Here is a 20634-nt window from a genome sequence, read left to right as displayed (position 1 = left end):
AGTGGCACCCGAGTGACATTTGTACTGCCCGAGTCCGTACATGTACCTCTGCCGGGGCCGTACCCGCGTTCCGTAGCGTCGTAGCCATGACGCGGACAGCGGAACGGACAGCGGGACCAATGGCCGACACGGCGACGGGTCCCGGCGCCAACTCCCCCACCCTCGCCGTGAGTTTCACCGGCGTGGTCAAGTGCTTCGGTACGGTACGGGCCGTCGACGGGGCCGATCTCGCCATCCCCCGGGGCGAGACCGTCGCGCTGCTCGGCCGCAACGGCGCGGGCAAGTCCACCGCCATCGGGCTGCTCCTCGGCCTCGACGAGCCGGACGCCGGGACGGTACGGCTCTTCGGGGAGACGCCCGCGCGGGCCGTCGCGGCCGGGCGCGTGGGGGCGATGCTCCAGGACGGCCGGCCCATCCGCCGGGTGACGGTACGGGAGTTGGTGGCGTTCGTCGCGAGCACGTTCCCGCGTCCGCTGCCGGTGGACGAGGTGCTCGGCCTCGCCGGGCTCACCGGCCTCGCGGGACGGCGCGTCGACAAGCTCTCGGGCGGCCAGGCGCAGCGGGTCCGGTTCGCCGTCGCGCTGGCGGGCGGGCCGGAGTTGATCGTCCTGGACGAGCCGACCGCCGCGCTCGACGTGGAGGCCAGGCGCGCCTTCTGGGACTCCATGCGGGCGTACGCCGGGCGGGGCAACACCGTCCTCTTCTCGACGCATTACCTGGAGGAGGCCGACCGGAACGCGGACCGGATCGTGGTGATCGACCACGGCAGGGTGGTCGCCGACGGGACCGGCGAGCGGATCAGGAGCGCGGCCGGCGGCCACCTGGTGTCGTTCGACCTGGCGCCCGGCGACCCCCAGGACCCGCACGCGTGGGGGCAGTTGCCCGGTGTGGTGTCCGTCGAGGTGCGGGGCGGCCGGGCCCTGCTCCGTACCGACCGCTCGGACGCGACCGTGATGGCGCTCGCCGCCCGGGGCGCGATCCGCCGGCTCGAAGTGACCCCGGCCACGATCGAGGACGCCTTTGTCGCCCTCACGAAGGAGAAGGTGTGATGCGCGCCTACATCGCGCTCGAAGTGCGCAGAACCCTGCGCGACCCCGGCTTCCTGGTCTTCGGCGCCGGCGGGCCCGTGCTGATGTACCTGCTGTTCACCAACATCGGTGCGGACAACAGCTCGGCGGCCATGGAGTGGAAGGTCTCCGCGATGGTCGGCATGGCGGCGTACGGCGCGCTCGGCGCGGCGGTGTCGACGGGCACGGGCATCGCGGAGGACAAGTCCCAGGGCTGGCTACGGCAGTTGCGTGTCACCCCGATGTCGCCCCGCCGGGTGGTGGCGGGCCGGGCGCTGAGCGCGTCGGTGACCGTCCTGCCCACCCTGCTGGCGGTGCTCGCGGCGGGCGGTCTGGTCAACGGCGTGCGCCTCGCGCCGGGGCAGTGGGTCGCCCTGGTCGTGCTGCTGTGGGCGGGCGCGCTGCCGTTCACGCTGCTCGGCATCGGCAACGGCTACCGGCTGTCGGCCCAGACCACGGGGGCGGTGAGCATGGGGTCACTGATGCTGCTGGCGGTGATCGGCGGGCTCTGGTTCCCGATCGACGCGTTCCCGGCCTGGCTGCGGTCGGTGGCGGCGTACACCCCGGCCAACCGCTTCGCCGACCTGGGCTGGTCCGCGACGGCGGGCCACGCACCGGGCGTGGTCACGATCACGGTGCTGCTCGGGTGGCTCGCCGTGTTCGGCTCGTACGCCGTGCTCTCGTACCGCAGGTCGGCGAGGACGGCATGAGGCCCGAACCACGCGCGAAACGGGGCCGGCCGGGGCCGCCCAGTGGGTACGCCCTGCTGCCCTGGCTGCTGCTCGGGCTCGGCTCGTTCTCCAACCTCGTCCAGGGGGAGACCCCGAGCCCCTGGATCGGCGGCGCCGGGCTGCTCGTCTTCAACTCCCTCTACATCGCGGTGGTGTTCCGGTCGTTCGTCCCGGCCGTCCGGAACAGCTCCACCACGTGGTGGCTGCTCGGCGCGATGGCGGTGACGACCTTCGGCCTCGCCGGCGGGTACGGCGGCAGCTGGCTGATGTTCTTCCCGCTCTTCGGGCTGGCCTGCGGGAGCGTGCTGCGCGGCCGGCTCCTGGGGTACGTGGGCTTCCCGCTGACCGCGGCGGCCGGGGCGGTCGCGGCCCGCCACGAGGGCTGGGACGCGATCACCATCGCGTACGGCACGTTCATCTCGATGATGGTGACCGCCGCGATCCTCACGCTCGCCGAGACCGTGACGGAACTGCGTGAGACGCGGCAGGAGTTGGCCCGTTCCGCGGTGGAGCGGGAGCGGCTGCGGTTCTCCCGCGACCTGCACGACCTGCTGGGCCACACCCTTTCCGTGATCGTGGTGAAGGCGGAGGCCGCGCGCCGGATCGCGCCGCGTGACCTGGACTCGGCGCTGACGCAGGTCTCCGACATCGAGTCGGTGGGCCGGCAGGCGCTGACCGAGATCCGCGAGGCCGTCAGCGGCTACCGCGAGGGCAGCCTCTCGGCCGACCTGGACCGGGCGCGCTCGGCCCTGACGGCGGCGGGCGTCGAACCGCTCGTCCGGCTGTCGGGCCCGCCGCTGGAGCCGCAGACCGAGGTGCTGTTGGGGTGGGTGGTACGGGAAGCGGTCACCAACGTCGTACGGCACAGCTCCGCGACCCACTGCGTGATCACGCTCGACGGCTCGGCCGATCAGGTCCGGCTGGAGGTCACGGACGACGGCGTGGGGCCACTCGCCGACCTCACGAACCTCGGCGCCGGGGACGGCGACAGCACCACGGGCGGCAACGGGGACGCACCGATTCCCCACGCCGGTACGGGCATCCGCGGCCTGACCGAACGGCTCGCGGCGGCGGGCGGCTCCCTGGACACCGGCCCGGCGGGCGACCGGGACGCACCGGCGCGCGGCTTCCGCGTGACGGCCGTCCTCCCGGTGGACTCCTCGGCACGGGCCACCGACCTGTCCGCGACCGGACCGGCCGACGCCGACGCAGACGTAGACGGGGTCACGGCCCGGCGCGGGAGCCGGTGGCGGACGGCGCGCACGCGCCTGAGGTTGCCCGACGGCCCGGCCGGCCGCTCCCGCAACTGCTGACCCACCCCCGCGCCCACCCGCTCGCCGGACGCCGGCCGGCCCGCTCCCGGGCCTGCCCGCCGACCCGCCCGTCCGCCTACCCTGTTGGCCGTGACGGACATGCCGCAGGACCACCGCCCGGCCCCGGAGATACGGGTCCTCCTCGCCGAGGACCAGGGGATGATGCGGGGCGCTCTCGCGCTGCTGCTCGGGATGGAGGCGGACATGGAGGTCGTCGCGCAGGTGGGCGCCGGTGACGCCATCCTGGGGGCCGCGCTCGCCTCGCGCCCCGACGTGGCCCTGTTGGACATCGAACTGCCGGGCCTGAGCGGGCTGGACGCCGCCGCCCTGCTGCGGGACCGGGTGCCCGGCTGCCGGGTCCTGATCCTCACCACGTTCGGGCGGCCCGGCTATCTGCGCCGGGCCATGGAGGCGGGGGCGGCGGGTTTCCTGGTCAAGGACGGGCCCGTGGAGGAGCTGGCGGGGGCGATCCGCCGGGTGCTGGCGGGCGAGACCGTCATCGATCCGGCCCTGGCCGCCGCCGCGTTGAGCGCCGGGCCCAGCCCGCTCACGGCGCGCGAGCGGGACGCGCTGAACGCGTCGGCCGACGGGGCGACCGTCGCCGACATCGCGGCGAAACTGCACCTGTCCGAGTCGACCGTACGGAACTACCTCTCGTCGGCCATCGGCAAGACCGCCACCCGCAACCGCATGGAGGCGGTACGGGCGGCCCGCCGTCAGGGCTGGCTCTGACAGCGGGCAGCGGCCCCGTCACGTCTCCGTCCGCCGCGGCAGCCACACCAGCATCAGCACCACGCCCGCGAGCAGCACCCCGGCCCCGGTCCTGAACGCCAGCGCGTAGCCGTCGGTCAACGCCTCCGGCGACGTCCCGCCCGCCGTCCGCGCCGCCGCGGCCGTCGACAGGACGGCCAGGCCCAGCGCCCCGCCCATCGTGCGCGCGGTGTTGACCAGGCCGGAGACCAGGCCCGCCTCGCCCGGCGCGGCGCCCGCCGTGGCCAGCGCCGCCAACGGGGTCGTGGCGAGGCCCACGCCCACCATCATCAGGATGCCGGGGCCGAGGACGGCGGAGAGGTACGTCCCGTCGGCCGTCATCGTCGACTGCCAGCCGAACCCGGCCGCCGCGATCAGCGCCCCGAGCACCGCCAGGTCACGCGCGTCGATCCGGGCCATCAGCCGGGGCGCCAGCTTGGAGCCGAGGACGATGCTCAACGAGCTGGGGATCAGGGCCAGTCCGGCATCGAGCGGCGTGTAGCCCAGGACGTTCTGGATGTAGACCGTCATGAAGAACCAGGTGCTGAACGAGGCCGCGCCGCAGACGAACATCGCCGCGTTGGCCGCCGACACCGCCCGTACCCGGAACAGCCCGAGCGGCATCAGCGGCGCCTTCGTCCGCGCCTCCACCACCACGAACAGCCCCAGCAGCAGCATCCCTGCGGCGAGCGGCAGCAGGGTCGGCGCCGCGCCCCACCCCTTCTCCTCGGTCTGCACGATGCCGTACGCGACGAGGGCGAGGCCGGCCGTCACCAGGACCGCGCCGGGCAGGTCGAGCCGCCGGCGCTGTTCCGTACGGCTCTCGGTGAGCCACACCACGGCGCCGACGAGGACCAGCGCGCCGACCGGCACGTTGATCAGCAGCACCCAGCGCCAGGACAGCAGGTCGGTGAGGACCCCGCCGACCAGTCCGCCGGCCGCCCCGCCCCCGGCGCCGACGGCCGCCCAGGTGCCGATGGCCCGGGTCCTGGCGACGCCCGGGGGCACGGCGGCGGTCAGGATCGTGAGCGTGGCGGGCGCCAGGACGGCCGCGCCGAGCCCCTGCACGGCGCGGGCGGCGAGCAGTTGCCAGCCCTCCTGGGCGAGCCCGCCCGCGAGGGAGGCCAGGGTGAAGACCGCGAGGCCCGTCAGGAACATCAGCTTGCGGCCGAAGAGGTCCGCCGCGCGGCCGCCGAGCAGCATGAAGCCGGCGAAGGCGATCGCGTACGCGTTGAGGACCCATTGCAGACCCGCCGCGGTCAGCCCGAGGTCGGCGCGCATCGAGGGCAGCGCCACGTTGACCACGGACACGTCGAGGACGACGAGGAACTGTCCGGCACAGGCGGTGAGGATCACCGGCCAGGTGCGGGGGGAGGCGGAGGTGCGGGCGGATATCGGGGCGCTGTCGGTTTCCGTGGAGGGTCGGGCCATGGCGGTCATGGTCTCAGGCCCCCGGCGGCCCGTACATCGGGAATTGGACGTACGACCTCTCCGTACCGCCCGTCCGGTGACGGCGTGTCAGGAAGCCGGGCGCCGCGGGGACGGCACGCCGACGCCACCAGGGGGAGATTCAGGGGCATTTGCGCACCAAACCACCCGCCCGGGAAAAACCGGAGAGGAGTCCGGAATAACCGGGGCCCGAGAGAAGGTTCACACTGCATCCACTTTGCCGGCACACCGATGCCCGCACTCTTCCCTGCCGGAGGCCGCCCGAATGCCGCAGACGACGCACGATCAGTTCGCCGGGACTCCCCCGGTCACCCGGGAGCGCGGAACCGGCGCCATCGTCCCCGTCCTCGCCTTCGCGGGCATCACCGTCGCGGTGATGCAGACACTTCTCGTCCCGGTCATCAAGGACCTGCCCACCCTGCTGCACACGGCGCCGGCCAACGCCACCTGGGTCATGACCGCCACGCTCCTCGCCGGCGCCATCTCCACCCCGATCATGGGCCGCCTCGGCGACCTGTTCGGCAAACGGCGCATGCTCCTCGCGAGCCTCGCCGTCATGGTCGTCGGCTCCCTGGTCTGCGGCTTCACCGACAACCTGCTCGTGATGATCGTCGGCCGGGCCCTCCAGGGCTTCGCCATGGGCGCCATCCCGCTGGGCATCGGCATCATGCGCGACGAGCTGCCGCGCGAGAAGCTCGGCTCGGCGATGGCCCTGATGAGCTCCTCCATCGGCGTCGGCGGCGGACTCGCCCTGCCCGCCGCCGCGGTGGTGGCCCAGAACTCCGACTGGCACACGCTGTTCTTCGGCTCGGCCGGCCTCGGCGTGCTGTCGATGGGCCTGGCGTTCTTCCTCGTACCGGAGTCGTCGGTACGGGCCGCGGGCACGTTCGACTGGCTCGGCGCGATCGGGCTCTCCGCCGGACTCGTCGCCCTGCTGCTGCCGATCACCAAGGGCAGCGACTGGGGCTGGGGGTCGGCCACCACGCTCGGCCTCTTCGCCCTGGCCGCCGTCATCCTGCTGCTCTGGGGCCTGATGGAGCTGCGCGTCGCGGCCCCGCTGGTCGACCTGCGCACCACGGCCCGCCGTGAGGTGCTGCTCACCAACCTCACCTCGATCATGGTCGGGGTGGCGTTCTACGCCATCACGCTCGTCCTGCCGCAACTGCTCCAGCTCCCCGCGTCCAACGGCTACGGCCTCGGGCAGTCCATGGTGGTCGCGGGCCTGTGCGTGGCGCCGCTCGGCCTGACGATGATGCTGACCGCTCCCCTCTACGCCCGGATCTCCGCCAAGTACGGGCCCAAGGTGTCCCTCATGCTCGGCATGCTGGTCATCGGCGTCGGGTACGGCGCGGGGCTCGGCCTGATGAGCGCCGTGTGGCAGACCGTGGTCATCTCCGTCGTCGTGGGCGCCGGGATCGGGCTGGCCTACTCCTCGCTGCCCGCGCTGATCATCGGCGCGGTCGACCCGTCGGAGACGGGTGCGGCGAACGGGCTCAACACCCTGATGCGGTCCGTCGGTACGTCGCTGTCGAGCGCCGTCATCGGGATGGTCCTCGCGCACACCTCCGTCCAGGTCGGCGGGGTGGCGGTGCCCACGCTGCACGGCTTCCGGATCTCGTTCGTCATCGCGACGGCCGCGGTGATCGGCGGCCTGGTACTGGCGTCCTTCCTGCCGTCGCAGGCGGCGGGGCGGCGGGCCGCGAAGGACGCGGCGGGCGGGAGCGAGGCGCTCGGCGCGGCCACCCTGGTCGCCGGGTCCGGCGGTTTCCGGGGCCGGGTGCTGGACGCGTACGGGGTGCCCGTCGCGCGGGCGAACGTCACCCTGATCGACCGCAACGGGCGGCAGGCGGGGCTGACCGTCGCGGGCGAGGACGGCGGCTACACGCTGCTCCCGCCGTCCGACGGCCCCTTCGTGCTGGCGGGGACGGCCACGGGGTACGCGCCGTTCGCGTGCCCGGCCGTGTACCCGGGCGGCGGGGTGCCGGTGGAGATCGACCTGGTGCTGGCGGAGGGCGCGCAGGAGCGGGTGCCGTCCTGAGCTGAGCTGATCCGGCGATCCTGCGGTACGGGACATGGGCGGCGCGGTCGGGGGCGTACGGCACCATGGACACCGCACCAGCCGCACCAGCCGCACCACCGTGAGGAGAGCCCATGCCCGCCGGGACCCAGGCGATCGCCCCGGAGCCGGAGGTCCTCCAGGCCTTCGAGTCCGCCCAGGGGTTCATGCCCGTCCACGAAGGGCTCGCCCTCCACGCGGCCGCGACCGAGGCGGCCGCGCTCGGCCTGCCGCTCCTCGAAGTCGGTACGTACTGCGGGCGCTCCACGATCCTGCTGGCCGCCGCGGCCCGCGCGGCCGGGACGGTGGCCGTCACCGTCGACCACCACCGGGGCAGCGAGGAGCAGCAGCCGGGGTGGGAGTACCACGACCCGTCGCTGGTCGACCCCGGCGTCGGGCTGATGGACACCCTGCCCGCCTTCCGCCGTACGCTCCACCGCGCCGGCCTGGAGGACCACGTGATCGCGGTGGTCGGCAGGTCCCCGCAGGTCGCGGCGGTCTGGGGCCGGCCGCTCGGGCTGGTCTTCGTGGACGGCGGCCACACCGACGCGCACGCGAACGCCGACTACGAGGGGTGGGCCCCGCACCTCGCCGAGGGCGGCCTGCTCGTGATCCACGACGTGTTCCCCGACCCGGCGGACGGCGGCCAGGCCCCGTACCGCGTCCATCGCCGCGCCCTGGCCTCGGGCGCGTTCACCGAGGTCTCGGCGACGGACTCGCTGCGTGTCCTGCGGCGTACGGCGGCGGGACTCTGAGCCCGAGGTCTACGATCACGGCGTGTCGTACGACGAGAGCCAGCCCGCGCCCCGCCGCCGCTTCGGCCTGAACCCCCTCACCCTCACGGTCGCGACCCTGGTGCCGGCCGCCGTGGTGGGCGTGCTCGTCTGGCAGGGCCTGGGGGGATCCGGCGACGACGGCGGGAACGCCGCGGCGGCCACCGCCAGCGCCTCGCCCACCGGCCGCTCCGGCACCCTGCTCGGCGACGGCGTCCCCGGCGACGCCGAGCCCGGCGGTTCCGGCCCCGCCTCGCCGGGTGCCACCGACCCGGCGAAGGGCCCCCTCGCGGGCAAGGTCGTGGTCATCGACCCGGGGCACAACACCCGTAACCACCTGCACACCGCCGAGATCAACAAGCAGGTGCAGATCGGGCCCACCAGCAAGGAGTGCGACACCACCGGCACCGCCACCAACGCCGGTTACGCCGAGGCCGCGTTCACCCTCGACGTGTCGCACCGGCTGCGCGACCTCCTGAAGAAGGAGGGCGCGACGGTGACCCTGACCCAGGACGACGACCGCCCGTTCGGCCCGTGTGTCGACGAGCGCGCCCGGATCGGCAACCGCGCGAAGGCCGACGCCGTCGTCTCCGTCCACGCGGACGGCTCGGCGGTGGGCAACCGCGGCTTCCACGTGATCCTGCCCGGCCTGGTGAAGGGCGGCGGCGCGGACACCACGCCCATCGTGGGCCCCTCGCGCGACCTCGGCGAGCACATCGCGGGCCGGTTCGCGGCCGTCACGGGCAGCGCGCCCTCCAACTACATCGGTGACGGTACGGGGTTGGACGTCCGCAAGGATCTCGGCGGCCTCAACCTCTCGACCGTGCCCAAGGTCTTCGTCGAGTGCGGCAACATGCGCGATCCGAAGGACGCGGCGCTCCTCACCAGCGCGGACTGGCGGCAGAAGGCGGCGCGCGGGCTCGCGGAGGGCATCAGCGGCTTCCTGGCGCCCTGAGGGGTGTGCGCGGAGGCGGTGTCCTCCGCCCAGGACCGTCCCGTCGACGGGCCCCGGAGGTCGTGGCACCCGGCAGACGCCCCGCCCGGGCAGGCGATAGATTCATCCGTACGATGGGGAGCCGCCCCCGAGCTTCGCACCGCCTGACGGCGGCCCACGAGACCGCCCCGACGAGACGACTGACGAAGGATTGTTACGTGAACTTCCGCTCCCTCACACGAGGCGACGGCGTGGTGATCGGTGCAGCGGTGTTGCTGTTCATCGCCTCGTTCCTCAACACGATCGGCTGCGACGGCAGTGAGTGCGACAACGCGCCGACCGCCTGGGACAACGGTGTCCTGATCCTGGGGATCTACCTGGCGGGCCTCATCGGCGCGGCACTGATCGTCGTTTCCCGCGCGCTGCCCCGGCCGCTCAAGGTCGCGGGCATCGAACTGGCCCCGTTCGGCGTCGCGTTCACGGTGTTCGCGGCGTGGACGGCGCTCGGCGCGCTCTTCGACCCGGCGGGTTCCGCGATCCTCCCCGCCGGGTTCAGCGTCGACGCGGGGGCCGGGCTCATCCTCGGTTTCGTCGCGACGCTGATCATGGCGGGCGCCGCGGTGGCGACCCCGCTCGTACCGCCGCTCAAGGTGGCGCTCCTCGGCGCCCCGAAGCCGCCGGCCCCGCAGCCGTACGGTGGGCAGCCCGGCGGTCCCGGCGCTCCGGGCCAGGGGTACGGCTACCCGGGCGGCCAGCAGCCCTACGGCGCGCAGCCGGGTCAGTCCCAGCCGTACGGCGCGCAGGGCGGCCAGTCCGGCGCGGGCGGGCCGTTCGGCGGCCGGCCGCAGGGCCAGTCCCTGGGGGGCGGGCCGCAGGGTCAGCAGTCCCAGGGCGGCGCGGCTCCGGCCGCGGGCGCCGCCGCCGGTTCCGGCGCGGGTGACTTCGCGCCGTTCTGGTTCGCGGTGCCGGTGGCCAGGCCGCTGTACGGGGAGGACGGTTCGCCCGGTCCGATCGCCGAACTGGCGCCCGGCACCTGGTACCTCGCGGTGGAGCAGCGCGGCTCGGGCCTGGTGGCCCAGACGCAGGACGGCCGCCGCGGCGTCCTCCAGGACACGAGTGGTATCCAGCGCGGCTGACCGGATCAGGTCGTCGTACGTGTGTGGCCCCCGCCCGGTCAGGGCGGGGGCCACCCGTGTGTACGGGGGCGGCGCGGCGCGCGGCCGGTCAGCCGAACGACGTGCGCTCCAGCCAGAAGTCGAGCAGCTTCGCGTCTCCCAGCACCTCCACCCGGCCGCTGTCGGCGGGCAGGCGGCGCTGGAGGACGAGCATGAGGTCGGTGAGCGGTCCGCGCAGCGCGACGGTCGCCTTCCGGTGGTCGTGCCGCCAGGTGAACCCGTCCTCGCCGAACTCGATGAGCCACTCGGCGTCGATGCCCTGGGGGTGGTCGTCCTGGGAGTGGCCGCCCTGGAGGTGGTCGCCCGACGTGTCCGTCGCGTGGAGGTGGATGCTGCGGCCGCCGCCGCGCAGGTCGGCCGCTTCCGGGTCGCCGCCGGCCTGGGCGAAGGCCAGGATCCGGAGCCACTCGTCGATCGTGTCCGCCGCCATCAACGGTTCCACCTCGTACGGCACTTGGGCGGCCATGGCGGCGTCCGCGCGGTGGACCACGGTCTCCAGGGCCATGCGCCGCGCCCAGAAGCCCGCCGTGTGCTCCCATGCCCAGCTCCACACCTCGGCGTCGGGGCCCGCGGCCCGCAGGGTCGCGGCGGTCTTCCGCGCCCCCTCCTCCAGCCAGGCGTCGAGTGCCGCGGGGTCGGCGTCGTCCGGGCCCCGCGCGCCGGGGGCCTCTTCCTCGGGGATGTCCGCCGTGGCCCGTGTCCGTACGAGCATCTCGACCCAGCGATGCGCGCCGCCCACGTGCCGGGCCAGCTGCCCCAGGGTCCAGTCGGGGCAGCCGGGTACGGTCACGGAGAGGTCGGCGCCCGTCAGGGCGTCCCTCAACCGGTCCGTCTGGCCGACGATTTCGTCGCAATAGCGGTCATGTCCGAGGCGCGTCATGGGAGGGATCCTAGGGACGGCGGCCCGGGGCGCCCACCGGGTTTCACGCGCCCGCAATCGGCAACACGTTCGACATGTCCTCAACGACGCGCAGTGGAAGCGGCTCCGCGGCGACGATCATCGTCGTCATCGCGGACATCATGGCCTTCATCCTGGGCCTCTGGATCCTGATGTACCTGCTGGACGCCAACCGGGCCAACGAACTGGTGAACTTCATCCAGGACGCGGCACGCTGGCTCGCCGGCTGGTCCTACGACCTGTTCACGTTCGACGAGGCCTGGGCCCGCGTCGTCTGTGGCTACGGTCTTGCCGCCGTCGTCTACCTGTTCATCGGCCACGCGCTGGCGAGCCGGCTGCGCCGCCACTGACGCCACCGACGCCGCTCACCCGGCGTTCAACCGCAGCAGTCCGGTTCCAGTCCGTACGGCAGCCGTTCGCCGCCGAACACCGCGGTGGTCGCCTCGTCCCCACCGAGGGCGGCCGCCGCGAGCAGCAGCGCCCCCGCCGTCCAGGTGGTCCGCTCCTCGGGCCAGACGGCGCGGTCGCCCTCGAAGACGTACCCCGTCCAGTACATGCCGTCCCCGGCGCGCAGGTGCTGGATGGACTGGAGGATCTCCAGCGCCCGGTCGGACTCCCCCACCACCCAGAGCGCCAGGGCGAGTTCACAGCTCTCGCCGCCGGTCACCCACGGGTTGGGCGAGACACAGCGCACGCCGAGGTCCGGTACGACGAAGCGGTCCCAGCCGTCCTCGATCCGCGCCTTGGCCTGGGTCCCCGTCATCGCGCCGGCCAGGACCGGGTAGTACCAGTCCATCGAGTAGCGGCTCTTGTCGAGGAAGCGCTCCGGGTGGTCGCGGATCGCGTGTCCGAGCGCGCCGGCCGCCAACTCCCAGTCGGGCTGCGGCTCCTCGCGTTCCTCGGCGATCGCGAGGGCGCAGCGCAGCGCCTGGTAGATGGACGAACTGCCGGTCAGCAGGGCGTCGTTGACCGGCGTGCCGTCGGCCTCGCGCTTCCAGCCGATCTCACCGCCCGGCTGCTGGAGGGCGAGGACGAACTCGACGGCCGCGTGGACGACCGGCCACATGCCGTCGAGGAAGCCGTCGTCGCCGGTGGCGAGGTAGTGGTGCCAGACGCCGACGGCCGCGTAGGCGCAGAAGTTGGTCTCCCGGGCGAGGTCGTCGTGGCCCCCGGTGCGGCCGGTCTCGTCGGTGTCGGGGTACGCCGCGTACCAGGACCCGTCCTCGTTCTGCCGGGCCGCCAGCCACGTGTAGGCCCGCCCGGCCGCTTCGTGTTCGCCCGCCGCGTCCAGGGCCATGGCCGCCTCGACGTGGTCCCAGGGGTCGAGGTGGTGGCCGCGGAACCAGGGGATCGCGCCGTCGGGCCGCTGGGCGGCGAGGATGCCGGCGACCGTCTCGGCCGCCTGCTCGTCGGTGAGGACCCCGGGCAGGACGAGGTGTTCGGTACGGCCGGGGCCGGCTCCGGGCAGGGTCACGCGGCGTCCGTCGTGGCCGGGCGGGGCGCCGGCAGGTGCGGCTTGGTCGCGTAGGCCACGAAGCTCTTGCCGACGACGGGGTTGAGGAGTTGCTCGGTGAACCGGGTGGCGAAGGGCTTCTTCATGATGTCCCAGACGAGCAGCTTGTGGTACGCGCGGACGGGCAGCGCCTTGTCGTTGTCCACGCCGAAGGCGCACTTGAGCCACCAGTACGGCGCGTGGAGCGCGTGCGCGTGGTGCGTACCGTACGGCTTGAGGCCCGATTCCCGCATCTTGCCGAGGAGTTCGTCGGCCTTGTAGATGCGGATGTGGCCGCCCTCGACCTCGTGGTACGCGTCGGACAGCGCCCAGCACACCTTCTCGGGGCCGTACCGCGGCACGGTCACGGCGATCCGGCCGCCGGGGCGCAGGACGCGGACCATCTCGGCGAGCACGCCCTTGTCGTCGGGGATGTGCTCCATCACCTCGGAGATGATGACGACGTCGAACGACTCGTCCGGGAACGGCAGGTTGAGCGCGTCGCCCTCCATCGCGGTGGCGGTGGCGCCCTCGGGCGCCTCCCCCTCCTGCTTCATCGCGGCGAACCACTTGGCCACTTCGCGGATCTCGTCGCCGTTCCGGTCGAGCGCCACGACCTGGGCGCCGCGCCGGTAGCACTCGAAGGCGTGGCGGCCCGCGCCGCACCCCAGGTCGAGCACGCGGTCGCCCGGGGCGAGCGGGAAACGGGTGAAGTCCACGGTCAGCACAGGGTCCTGCTTTCGCGGTCGGGGAGGTGGGTGGTGCGGTCCCGCCCGGGTCGGTCCTGCCGTGCGCGGTCCCGCCGGGTACGGTCCCGCCGCGCGGCGATCGCCGCGCGGTACAGCTCGGCGGTGCCCTGCGCGGCCCTGGCCCAGGTGAAGCCGGCGAGCACGCGCTCCCGGCCCGCCGCGCCGAGCCGTGCCCGCAACTCCCGGTCGTCCAGCAGCCGTCCGAGGGCGGCGGCGAGCGCGCCCGCGTCGCCGGGCGGCACGGCGAGGCAGGTCTCGCCGTCGGCGCCCGCGACCTCGGGGATCGCGCCTCCGGTGGTGGCGACCAGCGGGGTGCCGGTGGCCATCGCCTCGGCGGCCGGCAGGGAGAAGCCCTCGTAGAGCGAGGGCACGCAGGCGATCTGGGCGCCGCGGACCAGGTCGACCAGCTCCGCGTCGGAGATGCCCTTGACGAACTCGACGGCGTCCTCCAGCCCGTACCGCTCCAGGGCGCGTGCGACGGGGCCGTCCTCGGCGCGGCGGCCGACCACGACCAGGTGGGCGGCGGGGTGTTCGGTCCTGAGCTTGGCGAGTGCCTCGACGAGGTGGACCAGGCCCTTGAGCGGGACGTCGGCGCTGGAGGTGGTGACGATGCGCCCGGGTATCTCGGCCACGGCGGGGTCGGGCGAGAACAGCTGGGTGTCCGCGCCGATGGGGACGACGTGGACGCGGTCCGCCCGTACCCCGAGGTCGTCGCCTATCTCCTGCTTGGACGAACCGGAGACGGTCACGACGGACGGCAGCCGGCGGGCCACCCGCTTCTGCATGCGCGTGAAGCCGTACCAGCGGCGTACGGAGGCGCGGCGCTGCCAGTCGGCGGCCGCGGCCAGGTCCAACCGCCGGTCCACGGTGATGGGGTGGTGGACGGTCGTGACGAGCGGGGCGCCCAGATCGCCCAGGAGCCCGTACCCCAGGGTCTGGTTGTCGTGGACGACGTCGAACTCGCCCCGGCGGGCGAGGAGATGGCGCCGGGCCCGGAGCGAGAACGTCAACGGCTCGGGAAAGCCGCCGGTCCACATCGTGGCGACCTCCAGGGCGTCGATCCAGTCGCGGAACTCACCGCGCCTCGGGGTGCGGAAGGGGTCGGGCTGCCGGTAGAGGTCGAGGCTGGGCAGCTCGGTGAGGGTCACGCCGGCGTCGAGGACGGGGTAGGGCTGGGCGCCTATCACCTCGACGGAGTGCCCGAGGAGGGCGAGTTCACGCGACAGGTGCCGGACGTAGACGCCCTGTCCGCCGCAGAACGGGTTGCCCTTGTAACTGAGCAGTGCGATACGCAGCGGCCGGTCATCCGCCCCGGACTCCCCGACCCCGGACCCGGTGCCCGCCGCGACGGCCTCAGCGGTCACACTCGGCCCCCTTCTCCCCTGCTCACACCGTGGTTCCCACGGCATCCGACGGAGCGTAACCGTCCGCACGGAACTCGAACAACTCGCGGACGTGATCGTCGGCAACCTCCGAATCTACCGGCAGGTAGCGCGGCTGGAGGGGGCGGATCGGGTGATTAACACCACGGCGGAGCGGGGGCCGCGGCGGCGGGCGGTCACGCGGCGGCGGAGCGCGGGGTGGTCACGCGGCGGCCGCCGGGGGCGGGGTGGTGAGCAGGCGGCGTATCGCGGACACCCGGTCCGCGTGGATCCTGGCGCCTATGGCCGTGCCCGGCAGCGCGTGGGCCAGGTGGAACGCCGTGCCGTAGTGGTGCACCTCCGTCGGGACGCCCGCCTCGATCAGGTGCAGGGCGTAGCCCAGGCCCTCGTCCCGTACCGGGTCGATCTGGTACGTGGTCACGCCGGCCGGCGGCAGTCCGGTCAGGTCGGTGGGCCAGGCGCGGGCGGGCGCCGCGTAGAGGGGGACGTCGACGCTGCCGGGCTCCGCCGTGCCGCTGAGGTAGTAGCTCCACACGAGCGGCTGGTTCGCGGCCTGCCAGAGCGTCGCGTCGGCGATGGTCCGCATCGAGACGCTGTCCAGGCGGTCGTCCAGGACGGGCGCGTCCAGGAACTGCGCGGCGAGCCGGGGGCCGCCCCGGTCCCGGGCGAGCAGCGCGAGCGCCGCGGCGAGGCCGCCGCCCGTGCTCTCGCCGAGCACGCCGATCCGGTCCGGGTCGATGCCGTACGCCTCGCCGCCGGGCCCGGCGGCCCACTCCAGGGCCGCGTAGCAGTCGTCGAGGGCCGCGGGGTACGGGTGCTCGGGGGCGAGCCGGAAGCGGACGTTCACGACCACGACGTCCGCGCGGTCCGCGAGCCTGCGGGCGGGGCTGTCCACGCTGGCCACGCCGCCGAGCGCGAACCCGCCCGCGTGGAGGTAGAGCAGGCCGGGCAGGGCGCCGGTGCGCCCGGCGGGGGCGTACACGCGCGCGGTCACGTCGGGCGCGGCGGCCCCGCGCCGGGGGCCGGGGAGGGCGATGTCGGTGACGGTGAGCCGCCGCCCGGGCTCGTACGGGGGCAGCCGCTCCAGGGTCCGCCGCTCCAGCTCCCGGGCGGCCCGCACGTCCCGCAGGTCCGTCGCGGGCACCGCACCCACCCAGGCGGCCAGTTCGGGATCAAGGGGGGCGTCCATCGCGGCCCTTCCAGAAAAGGAACGTCCAGCTCCACATTCAGGCTACGCCCGGGGGCGGGCTGGAGCGCCCGGGCGCGGTGGCCGGCCGGGTGGGCGCTTCCGCGAGGCGGCGGCCCAGCCCGGGCGCGACCGAAGCGCGGCCGAGGACATCGGTAAGCGCAACCCGGGCACCCGGAAGCGCGGCCCACCGGCCCCACGACGCCCGTCCGGCGATCGAGGGTGCTGGTGGGCCGCGCCAAGGTACCGGCGGGCTCAGCCGATGTGGACCACCTGGGGGTCGTGGTCGCTCGCCTGGTCGGAGAACTCCGCGTTCAGGTGCACCACGTCGTACGAGAGCTTCCCGACGCCGGGGCTCACCAGGATGTGGTCCAGCGTCTGCGAGTTGCCGTCGTACACGTAGCTGTACCGCTCGTCCCGGGGCAGCGTCGACATCAGGTCCGTCAGCACCCGCCCGTGGGTGAGCGCCTCGACCGGCGCCGAGAACGGGTAGTCGTTCAGGTCACCGAGGACGACGACCTTCGCCTTGCGGTCCTTGGCCAGCAGGCCGGACACGAAGGTGTTGACCTCCTTCGCCTGGGAGAGCCGCTGCGTCTCCGAGCTCAGCGTCGGCGGCTGGAAGCGGCCGTACACCGGCTGGTCCCCGCCCTTGGAGTTGAAGTGGTTGCCGATGACGAAGTACTGGTCGCCGCGGAAGGTGAACTCCCCGACCAGCGGCTTCCGGCTGTTCAGCCACGCGTCCGACGTCGGGTTGATGCGGCCCGGCGACACGGACAGCGTGATGTCCTTGCCGTGCTTGCCCGCCGGGACGACCTTCGTGGCCGTCGTCGCGTCGCCGCCCGGGTGGTCGACGAAGCTCACGCGCTTGGGGTTGAAGAGGAACACGTTGCGGATGTTGCCGCCGGGCTCCCCGCCGTCCGTCTTGTCCTGCGGGTCGACGGACCGCCACGAGTACGCGGGACCGCCCGCCGCCTGGATCGCCGCCGTGAACTGCGCGAGCGTCTTGTCCGCGCTCAGCGTCCCGTCGTCCGTCGCGCCGTTGTTGTCCTGGATCTCCTCCAGGCTGACGATGTCCGGCGTGGCGAGGTTCTTGACGATGCCGACGGCCAGCCGGTCGAACTTGGCCTGCGGGTCGCTCGGGTCGAGGTTCTCGACGTTGTACGTGGCCACGGCCAGCTCGTCGGACTTGGCCTTCTTCGCGACCTCCTGGCGGAGCCCCGCGGACTTCGTGGTGCCGAGCGTGGTCGCCTGGAGCGAGTACCCGCCGAAGTTGCTGTAGTCGATCGGCCCCGAGGTGACGCCCTTGAGCGTGTCGCCGACGTTGGCCGTGAGGCTCGTGCCGGTCAGCGAGGCCACCAGCAGGCGGCCCGAGTTCTGCTCGTCGTACGCGCTGTACAGCGTGCCGCCGCGCTCGGTCGGGTTCTGGCGGGGCTTGGTGGTGATCCAGGTCTCGCCGTACTGGTTGGACGCGCCCACGATGCGGCTGTCGCCGACCCGGACGAGCATGCCCTCCCGGGACTCGAACCAGTCCAGGGCGTACTTGCGCGGCAGCAGCGTGAGCGGCTCGATGTTGCCGCCCTTCGCGTCGGGGGCGTACGTCTCCGGAATCGTGCGCGCGTCGATGGCCTCGGCGGCGGGCAGCGGGTTGCCGGAGGACAGCACGACGGTCTTGGGCGCGGTCAGCTCGGTGACGGACTGGCCGCCGGCGGCCGCGCCGCCCGGGTAGTACTCGCTGACCTTGCCGCTGACGAGGACCGAGTCGCCGGGCTTCACCTGCGGGGTGACCGAGCCGGTGAAGACGAAGACGGCCTCGCTGGTCGCCGCGTCCTTGTCGGGCTGCGGGTCCTGGTACCAGAAGCCGCGCGACGAGCCGGTGGCGCGCACGGCGGTGACCACACCGGGCACGTTGCCGACGGTCGCCCCGGCCTGCGGGGAGATCCGGGTGGCGCCCTGGATGTCGTGGATGCGGAGGTCGCCGGGCGTGGTGTCACTGGGGCTCGGCGTGGGCGTCGGGTCGCCGCCGCCGTCGCCGCCGCCGGTGCCCGCGCTGTTACGGGGGCTCGGCGCGGAACCGGTCAGGTCGGCCGCGTTGTTGTCCGTGTCGGTCAGCGTGGCGTTCCTGCTGACCGAGGTGGTGTTGCCGGCGCCGGTGGCCGGAGAGGTCTCCCGTACCGTCGCCGTACCGAAGCCGACCAGGTCCTTGATGCCGGCGTCCGCCGCGCAGTCGGCGGCGGTCACGCAGGTCAGCGGGGTGGTGGAGTGCACGAGCGCGACCGTGCCGCTGGTCGCGGACAGCGCGATGGTCCCGGTGGCGTCGGCGGTCGGCAGGGCGGTGTCGCCGCCGGCGCCCTTGGCCTCCTGGATCAGGTAGCTGCCACCGGCGGGGACGGCCCCGGTCAGCGGCGTGGCCTGCCACTTGGACGCGCTGGTGGGCGCGCCGCTGAGGTACTGGACGGACCAGCCGGTCAGGTCGAAGGGACCGTCACCGGCGTTGCCCAGCTCGATGAAGTCGTTGGTCAGGCTGGCGCCGCTGTTCCCACCGCCGCCGAAGACCTCCGAGATCACGGCGTCCGGTGAGGGGCTGGCCTCGGCGGTGAACGGGAGCGCGATGAGCGAACCGACCAGGCCGACGGGAACCGTCAGAGCGACCAGTCGGGCCCGCCGGCCGCGCAGGGCCGGGGGTATGGATGAGGGCACGGGGAGCCCTTTCTCTGCTGTGAGAAGGCTGAAAGTCGGCTCAAGATACGCGCGTAGATATGCTCGCAACAAGAGCCCTTTCCGCCCAAAGGCCAAGTGTTTCCCTAGTGTTCGCCGGATTTAACCTGATTGCCGGGCGATCCGGAAGGGCGCGTCCGTGCGCGGCGCGCACGATCCCCGGGGCCCGCGCCCGGCCGGAACGCCTCGCGGGAGGCGCGCCACGAGGGCCCTCCGCCCGGGGGGAGTTGGGCCGGGGCCGGTACAGTGTGCGAGTCGTCATCTGTCCGTACGGGGAGAAGCCGGGGCAATACCGGCGGTAGCCGGATGTCCCGCCCACGGTCGAGACCGGCTCGCGCCACCGGAAACCGCCGGTGGCCGGCATCGTCGAGGTTTACGGGGCCGGAGCCTGGTGCCTGAGTGTGCCTGAGCCCGGCTCCCGCAGGAGAGGCCCAGCCCGCCATGACCACCGTTCGCCGCAGTGCGGCCGTACTCGCCGCATCCGCCGTGCTGTGCGTGACTCTCGCTCAGACGGCCGTCGCGGGCGGAGATGTACGGGCCCCGTCCCCGGACGCGCCGTCCGCGACCCCGGCGCCCTCCTCCCCGCCGTCCCCCTCCGCGACCCCGGCCCCCTCCGCCCCGCCCGCGAACGGCGCGCCGACCACGTCCTCCACCTCGACGCCCGCCGCCCCCGCCGCGCACGCCGGCCTGTCCGCGCCGCGGCCCAGCTCGCTTCCGCCGGGCCTGTACGGCACCGAGGACCCGGCGCGGGACGGGGTGTGGCGCCAGTCGCTGGCGATGCTGGGGCAGTACGCGGCGGGTCAACGGCCTGCCAAGAGCGCCATCCTGTGGCTGAAGGGCCAGCAGTGCGCGAGCGGCGCGTTCCCCACGTACCGCGCCGACCCCGCCGCCCCGTGCGACGCGGACACGGCCACCGACCCGAACGCCACCGCGGCGGCGGTGCAGGCGCTCTCCACCCTCGGCGGGCAGCGGCCCGTCATGCTGAGCGCCCTCAACTGGCTGCGCGGGGTGCAGAACGCGGACGGCGGCTGGGGCCACAGGCCCGGCGGCCCCAGTGACGCGAACTCCACCTCGCTGGTGATCGGCGCCCTGAGCGCCACCGGCATCCGGCCCAGCTCGTTCCGGTCCCCCGAGGGCCACCACGCCTACGACGCCCTGCTCGGCCTCGCGGTGCCGTGCGGCAAGGGTGGCAAGGGCGGCGCGGGGACGGGCGCCACCGGCGGCTTCGCCTACCAGCGGGCCCCCGAGGGACAGGGCTCCGGTACGGCCCGGCCGGTCGCCGACAACGACGCCACGGCCGCGGCCGTGCTCGCCGGGGTCGGCAAGCGCATGGTGGTCGCGCCGGTGAAGGCGGGCCCCGCGCCGGCCTGCCGGAGGACGGGCCGCCTCACCCCGGAGCGCGCGGCCCGCAACGGCGCCGCCTACCTGGCGTCCGCGCTGGCGGCGACCGGACACCTCGACCGGCCGCCGGTGCCGGGCACGTCGGACAGCACGCCGCTGGCCGACCCGGGGAGCACCGCCGACGCGGTCGCGGCGCTGGCGTCGTCCGGGTACGCGAACCAGGCGGCGGGCGCGCTGGAGTGGCTCAAGAAGAACGCCGGCCCCTGGGCGGCCGAGAACGGCCCCGCCGCCTACGCCCAGCTGATCTTCGCCGCCCACACGACGGGCACGGACCCGAGGGACTTCGGCGGGCTCGACCTGGTACGGCTGCTGAACGCCACCGGGCCGGCGCCCACCCCCGTACCGAGCATCACCGCCCAGCCGGTGGCCGAGATCCGGAACGGCGGTCTCGGCGGCACCGGGTTCGGCATCGTGTGGGTCATCGGCATCGGCCTGGCGGCCGGGATCGCGATCGGCTACCTGCTGAGCACCCGCGGCAGGACCGGCCAGCACCAGGAACTCTGACCGGCCCCGACCCGACCGGGTCGTCAGGGTCGGGCCTGTCCGCCAGGATTCAGCAGAGA

The 20634-nt window shown here is 73.9% G+C and carries 17 protein-coding genes; 10 read left to right on the top strand and 7 right to left on the bottom strand.

Going from position 1 to position 20634, the window contains the following annotated elements; translation table 11 throughout:
- Positions 1 to 119 precede the first annotated feature (119 nt).
- The 4 genes from HA039_RS24600 (at position 120) to HA039_RS24585 (ending at position 3843) form a co-directional block, all read left to right on the top strand.
- Positions 120 to 1049: an ABC transporter ATP-binding protein gene (locus HA039_RS24600; protein WP_167037546.1), complete on the top strand. Its 930-nt coding sequence runs from the start codon at positions 120 to 122 to the stop codon at positions 1047 to 1049.
- A complete protein-coding gene (locus tag HA039_RS24595; RefSeq protein ID WP_167033485.1) occupies positions 1049 to 1777 on the top strand; it encodes an ABC transporter permease in 729 nt (242 codons plus the stop codon). The genes HA039_RS24600 and HA039_RS24595 overlap by 1 nt, the downstream gene beginning before the upstream one ends.
- Complete coding sequence (locus HA039_RS24590; RefSeq protein ID WP_167033483.1) at positions 1774 to 3111, top strand: sensor histidine kinase; 1338 nt, start codon at positions 1774 to 1776, stop codon at positions 3109 to 3111. Before HA039_RS24595 ends, HA039_RS24590 begins: the two co-directional genes overlap by 4 nt.
- Positions 3112 to 3210: 99 nt before the next feature.
- Positions 3211 to 3843, top strand: a complete 633-nt coding sequence (locus tag HA039_RS24585) for a response regulator transcription factor (protein WP_167037543.1) — start codon at positions 3211 to 3213, stop codon at positions 3841 to 3843.
- An 18-nt stretch (positions 3844 to 3861) separates the two neighbouring features.
- Here HA039_RS24585 and HA039_RS24580 read toward each other — a convergent pair whose 3' ends face one another.
- Positions 3862 to 5292: an MFS transporter gene (locus tag HA039_RS24580; RefSeq protein ID WP_167033481.1), complete on the bottom strand. Its 1431-nt coding sequence runs from the start codon at positions 5290 to 5292 to the stop codon at positions 3862 to 3864.
- A gap of 283 nt (positions 5293 to 5575) precedes the next feature.
- Here HA039_RS24580 and HA039_RS24575 point away from each other — a divergent pair, with 283 nt between their 5' ends.
- From HA039_RS24575 to HA039_RS24560, 4 genes are all read left to right on the top strand, one after another.
- On the top strand, positions 5576 to 7348 hold the full coding sequence (locus tag HA039_RS24575) for an MFS transporter (RefSeq protein WP_167033479.1): 1773 nt from the start codon (positions 5576 to 5578) through the stop codon (positions 7346 to 7348).
- 113 nt (positions 7349 to 7461) lie between these two features.
- Positions 7462 to 8121, top strand: coding sequence for a class I SAM-dependent methyltransferase (locus HA039_RS24570; protein WP_167033476.1), 660 nt, complete (start codon positions 7462 to 7464; stop codon positions 8119 to 8121).
- 22 nt (positions 8122 to 8143) lie between these two features.
- The gene (locus tag HA039_RS24565; protein ID WP_167033474.1) at positions 8144 to 9094 is read left to right on the top strand and encodes an N-acetylmuramoyl-L-alanine amidase; all 951 of its coding nucleotides are present in this window, start codon (positions 8144 to 8146) and stop codon (positions 9092 to 9094) included.
- Positions 9095 to 9291: 197 nt separating this feature from the next.
- A complete protein-coding gene (locus tag HA039_RS24560; RefSeq protein WP_167033472.1) occupies positions 9292 to 10209 on the top strand; it encodes a DUF5336 domain-containing protein in 918 nt (305 codons plus the stop codon).
- Positions 10210 to 10297: 88 nt separating this feature from the next.
- Here HA039_RS24560 and HA039_RS24555 read toward each other — a convergent pair whose 3' ends face one another.
- Positions 10298 to 11128: a maleylpyruvate isomerase family mycothiol-dependent enzyme gene (locus HA039_RS24555; RefSeq protein WP_167033469.1), complete on the bottom strand. Its 831-nt coding sequence runs from the start codon at positions 11126 to 11128 to the stop codon at positions 10298 to 10300.
- 74 nt (positions 11129 to 11202) lie between these two features.
- Between HA039_RS24555 and HA039_RS24550 the strand changes: the two genes are divergently transcribed.
- A complete protein-coding gene (locus HA039_RS24550; RefSeq protein ID WP_167033467.1) occupies positions 11203 to 11496 on the top strand; it encodes a hypothetical protein in 294 nt (97 codons plus the stop codon).
- Positions 11497 to 11522: 26 nt separating this feature from the next.
- Here the strand turns inward: HA039_RS24550 and HA039_RS24545 are convergent, their stop codons facing one another.
- From HA039_RS24545 to HA039_RS24525, 5 genes are all read right to left on the bottom strand, one after another.
- The gene (locus HA039_RS24545) at positions 11523 to 12614 is read right to left on the bottom strand and encodes a prenyltransferase/squalene oxidase repeat-containing protein (protein ID WP_425086424.1); all 1092 of its coding nucleotides are present in this window, start codon (positions 12612 to 12614) and stop codon (positions 11523 to 11525) included.
- Positions 12615 to 12616: 2 nt separating this feature from the next.
- Positions 12617 to 13366, bottom strand: a complete 750-nt coding sequence (locus tag HA039_RS24540) for a class I SAM-dependent methyltransferase (protein ID WP_167033463.1) — start codon at positions 13364 to 13366, stop codon at positions 12617 to 12619.
- Positions 13360 to 14751 (bottom strand): glycosyltransferase family 4 protein, encoded by a 1392-nt coding sequence (locus tag HA039_RS24535; protein WP_208298702.1) that lies wholly within the window; start codon positions 14749 to 14751, stop codon positions 13360 to 13362. The genes HA039_RS24540 and HA039_RS24535 overlap by 7 nt, the downstream gene beginning before the upstream one ends.
- A 220-nt stretch (positions 14752 to 14971) precedes the next feature.
- Entirely contained in the window at positions 14972 to 15958 is a 987-nt protein-coding gene (locus HA039_RS24530) for an alpha/beta hydrolase (RefSeq protein ID WP_167033459.1), read from the bottom strand.
- A 252-nt stretch (positions 15959 to 16210) separates the two neighbouring features.
- Positions 16211 to 18652 carry an endonuclease/exonuclease/phosphatase family protein gene (locus HA039_RS24525; RefSeq protein WP_167033457.1) on the bottom strand — a complete coding sequence of 814 codons (2442 nt, stop codon included), beginning with the start codon at positions 18650 to 18652 and terminating at the stop codon, positions 16211 to 16213.
- A 459-nt stretch (positions 18653 to 19111) separates the two neighbouring features.
- Between HA039_RS24525 and HA039_RS24520 the strand changes: the two genes are divergently transcribed.
- Entirely contained in the window at positions 19112 to 20575 is a 1464-nt protein-coding gene (locus tag HA039_RS24520) for an SCO2321 family membrane protein (RefSeq protein ID WP_167033455.1), read from the top strand.
- Positions 20576 to 20634 lie beyond the last annotated feature (59 nt).

The sequence above is a fragment of the Streptomyces liangshanensis genome, assembly GCF_011694815.1.
GTDB classification, from domain to species: Bacteria; Actinomycetota; Actinomycetes; order Streptomycetales; family Streptomycetaceae; genus Streptomyces; species Streptomyces liangshanensis.
Note: the sequence above shows the minus strand (reverse complement) of the source record. Positions and strands in the feature narration are given on the sequence as shown.

Excerpts from the sequence above, each read along its gene's own strand:
- HA039_RS24600 (WP_167037546.1), top strand. The coding sequence starts at position 120 with ATGGCCGACACGGCGACGGGTCCCGGCGCCAACTCCCCCACCCTCGCC.
- HA039_RS24595 (WP_167033485.1), top strand. The coding sequence starts at position 1,049 with ATGCGCGCCTACATCGCGCTCGAAGTGCGCAGAACCCTGCGCGACCCC.
- HA039_RS24590 (WP_167033483.1), top strand. The coding sequence starts at position 1,774 with ATGAGGCCCGAACCACGCGCGAAACGGGGCCGGCCGGGGCCGCCCAGT.
- HA039_RS24585 (WP_167037543.1), top strand. The coding sequence starts at position 3,211 with ATGCCGCAGGACCACCGCCCGGCCCCGGAGATACGGGTCCTCCTCGCC.
- HA039_RS24580 (WP_167033481.1), bottom strand. The coding sequence starts at position 5,292 with ATGGCCCGACCCTCCACGGAAACCGACAGCGCCCCGATATCCGCCCGC.
- HA039_RS24575 (WP_167033479.1), top strand. The coding sequence starts at position 5,576 with ATGCCGCAGACGACGCACGATCAGTTCGCCGGGACTCCCCCGGTCACC.
- HA039_RS24570 (WP_167033476.1), top strand. The coding sequence starts at position 7,462 with ATGCCCGCCGGGACCCAGGCGATCGCCCCGGAGCCGGAGGTCCTCCAG.
- HA039_RS24555 (WP_167033469.1), bottom strand. The coding sequence starts at position 11,128 with ATGACGCGCCTCGGACATGACCGCTATTGCGACGAAATCGTCGGCCAG.
- HA039_RS24550 (WP_167033467.1), top strand. The coding sequence starts at position 11,203 with ATGTCCTCAACGACGCGCAGTGGAAGCGGCTCCGCGGCGACGATCATC.
- HA039_RS24530 (WP_167033459.1), bottom strand. The coding sequence starts at position 15,958 with ATGGACGCCCCCCTTGATCCCGAACTGGCCGCCTGGGTGGGTGCGGTG.
- HA039_RS24520 (WP_167033455.1), top strand. The coding sequence starts at position 19,112 with ATGACCACCGTTCGCCGCAGTGCGGCCGTACTCGCCGCATCCGCCGTG.